The 3360-nt window shown below is 57.9% G+C and carries 2 protein-coding genes and 2 pseudogenes; 3 read left to right on the forward strand and 1 reads right to left on the reverse strand.

Translation table 11 applies throughout. The features are described 5' to 3' along the window. Nucleotides 1-799: 799 nt before the first annotated feature. Nucleotides 800-1093, reverse strand: coding sequence for a DUF982 domain-containing protein (locus tag B6S44_RS29195; RefSeq protein ID WP_129160517.1), 294 nt, complete (start codon nt 1091-1093; stop codon nt 800-802). Between the two features lie 299 nt (nt 1094-1392). On the opposite strand from B6S44_RS29195, the pseudogene ligD reads away from it, so the two are divergent. From ligD to B6S44_RS29730, 3 genes and pseudogenes are all read left to right on the forward strand, one after another. After that, nucleotides 1393-2319 (forward strand): annotated as a pseudogene (gene ligD, locus B6S44_RS29200) (non-homologous end-joining DNA ligase); the annotation flags it as partial. A gap of 217 nt (nt 2320-2536) precedes the next feature. Next, nucleotides 2537-2620 (forward strand): annotated as a pseudogene (locus B6S44_RS29205) (IS5/IS1182 family transposase); the annotation flags it as partial. A 419-nt stretch (nt 2621-3039) separates the two neighbouring features. Further along, the coding region (locus B6S44_RS29730) for a hypothetical protein (RefSeq protein WP_206735273.1) at nt 3040-3360 on the forward strand (321 nt) is incomplete at its 3' end.

Genomic DNA, 3360 nt, shown 5'->3' on the forward strand with positions numbered 1-3360 from the left:
GGGAACACGATCCAGATTGGCACCGAGGTCGTCTTCCGCCGCGACTCCGAGGACCCCGCCGTTCTTAATTTTCTGAAGATGGTCCGGGTCGAGAAGCCGTGATACGTGGTCGAGCCATCGCCCGGCTCGCGAGAAAACACCCGCCGTGACGGACACGGGAGTGACTTGGCTCTCAGAGGTCGCGGCTCAACCAGGCCGTCAACACGCATTTGCATCACGGGCACCGCGTTAGCTGCTTGCCTGTCGCTTCAATTTCGAACAGGCAATCGTCGATGAAGCGCACCGGCGTGCCGTCTTCAAGCTCGTAACGTGTGACGTTCAGATCGGGGAACGGCCGGTAGACGATGACGGAGTAACGGTTGCCGTCCTCGTCCTGACAGAGCTCGCGATAGAGTTCACGGCGGATTGAAGCTGGATGGGACGACTTTGTCGCTGAGCCGCGACTATCTCGGCTACATACGCATGACAACCTCCTACGCAACTAACGGAGGCTCAACCGCTAGGCGTCCTTGACGTTCCACCTACTGCGTCGTCACCAAATTCGCCTGCTGCGCATCAGCTTCGAGCAGCAGGGTCTGCAATCGAGCAACCGTCACGGCCGGCAGCTTGAGCTCAAGGTCCTTCAGCTCGCCATCCATTCTGAATCGCAGAATGGCCCCTCGGTCGGATTGTCGCTCACGGTTATGCTCGCGATATCGACTACTTGAAAAAGCAGCGCGGGTTTCCTCGTCATGGCCTTCTCCAATGGCCCGGACTGTTAAAGGTGAGCCCGGCCTGATTCAGGCCGGGCAAGAGCGACTTAGGCGCGTCCCTGCGGACCTTCCTTGTAGGGCGCTGTGAACGCGACGGCGTCTGGTGCCAAGATGTCATACTTCTCGGCGAGCGTTACGAAGATGCCGCGGACGGTCTCCGCCTCGACATCACCGCGCATGGCTGCGAGGCAAGCCTTTATTGCGAAATGATGGGCAGGGTCGCGCTTGCTGGGCGGCCAGTCGACCAAAAACATGTAGGCCTCCATGACCGACGAGATTGCCGCTGGATGACCTAGCCCGACCAGAATGACGACCGGGCGTTCAAAGTGCTCCGTGTTCATCGGTCGCAGCCCTCCTCTAAGCGGGCGACGATCGGCGCTGTTGCCATAGCCATATCCTCCGAAAAGCAACATGGATCCGGGTACTCGCCCCCGAACTGCCGAGGGCGGGCGGTCACTGATTTTGGCATTCATCCCGGCATCCGCAAGACCTTTCGAGGGCTGGCCTGATCGGGGTGCAGCGCCGTTCAGAATCTTTTTGCGGCTTAGGAACGCCATCCTCGAGCTGACGTTGAGTCGCCAGTTCAGTTGCGTTGGTGGTGTTGAGTATGGCGAGGCAGCCGCGTCGTGTCTTGAAAGCTATGCCTTCCGGCGAGGCGCTACGAAGCGCACTCGTCAAACCGCGGCGCGGCGCTGCCAAGCCGGATCTTTTTACCGACCCGATTCCGGCACGGATCGAACCGTGTCTGGCCCTCCTGCAGTCGAAGGCACCCACGGGATCGAACTGGGCCTTCGAGGTGAAATGGGATGGCTACCGCCTGGCGGTTCATCGCGATGTCAGGGGCGCGCGCGTCCTTACCCGCGGCGGCTTTAATTGGACCGATCGCTTTCCCTCCATCGCGGCTGCGGCGGCTGAACTCGACACCGGCAGCTTCACTCTCGCTGTGGAGGTGGAGGTGCGCGATGAGGCCGGCCGGGCTGATTTCGGATTGCTACATCAGGCGCTCGGCGGACGTGGTGGAAAGGCCAAGGCCGAGCGCGCGATGCTGTTCGCCTTCGATCTGCTCTATCTCGATGGACACGACCTGACGCGCATGGCCTTGGTTGAGCGACGGCACATGCTCGAGGATCTGATCGACCATGAAAGCGGCGCGATCCGGCTCAGCGAGGAGGTCGAGGCGGATGGCGCCGAGTTTCTGGCGAGCGCTTGCAAGTTCGGGTTGGAGGGCATCATCGCCAAGCGGCGCGACGCTCCCTATCGACCCGGCCGCGGCGGTGACTGGCTCAAGATCAAATGCGTCCAGTCCGACACCTTCCTGATCATCGGCTATGAGCCCTCCAGTGCTGCGCTCGGTGGAATCGGCCGGCTGCTCCTCGCCGGGCAGGGCAACTATGGCCTGACCTATGTCGGCAGCGTCGGAACGGGCTTCACGCACACCAGCGCGAGGGCGTTGCGCAAGCAGCTCGATCGGATTGCGACGGCCTCGCCACCGGTGCGGGGCATCGGCACGAAGGGCGTGGTCTGGGTGAAGCCGAAGCTCGCGGCCGAGATCGCCTATCGCGGCTGGACCCATGACGAGAAGCTGCGCCATGCGTCGTTCAAAGGCCTCCGCGAGAAGCAGACGAGGCGACTGTGTATCGGTTGGCGTGACGTCATTTACATTTGCGCAAGCCGCTCGCAGCGCAATCGTCGCAATCTGGATCCTGTTAGTCGCTCTGGGTTACTTTGTGCCGCCAGCGCCGCTCGACCTCGACCGCCGGCAGCGGGCGCCGCATCGCCATCCGCATGGCAAGCTCGCCGCCAACTTCCTCGCCATGGTCCAGCTCTCTTCAATGCGGCTGTGGTTGCGAGCTTATCAGTCTACGGCCCAAATGAGTCAGCACGGCCGATGTGAGGTACCTTGTCACCGCTACTATTGCCGACGAATACATGCTTTGGATCGGGTGCATACTCATGTCCGTTTCGTGGTAAATTTAAATTATCTACTGCATTTTGCTATAAAATGAACGGAAAAGACCGATAATTTTCAAGAGTCTGCCTTAGACTTTAAGATTTTGTCGGAATATATCGAAATTTAAAGACCGGCCGCTTGCGCATGAAAATGATGTCAATTAGGGTGCCGTTGCGTCTATAAAATGTTCTTCGCTTTGGCATTACGTTTCCGAAGAATTTCAAATTGCACCATGAGGGCAATGAAATGTTCTATTTGCGAGCGAGCGATTCACAATGGTTAACTACTTCCAATAGATACTGTCTATTGACAAGCGACATTAACAATCGTCTTCAGATGTATGATCAAGACTCTCGGTTGGAAGCGCTGGGATGGCAATTCGGCAACTTGATCAATAACGCAGTGATCGGAGCCTGGGGTACTAGCGCCTATTTCATTGATAATAACTCATGGTCATCGGGTGGAATACCGATAGCATACTTGGCTAACGGCCAAATTTGTCAAAAGGACGACCAAAACAAACGCATTTGCCAAAGCGGGAGTCAATGGATATATTGGTCCGTGACGCCAAATGATACTGGTGTTGACTATTTGGCATTCAACAAGGATAATGTTTCCTCGGAGGAGGCGAGAACGGCATTGGCTGCTCACCCGGTT

Origin of the sequence: Allobosea sp. Tri-44 (assembly GCF_004123845.1) — a bacterium.
In the GTDB taxonomy this organism is placed as follows: Bacteria; Pseudomonadota; Alphaproteobacteria; order Rhizobiales; family Beijerinckiaceae; genus Allobosea.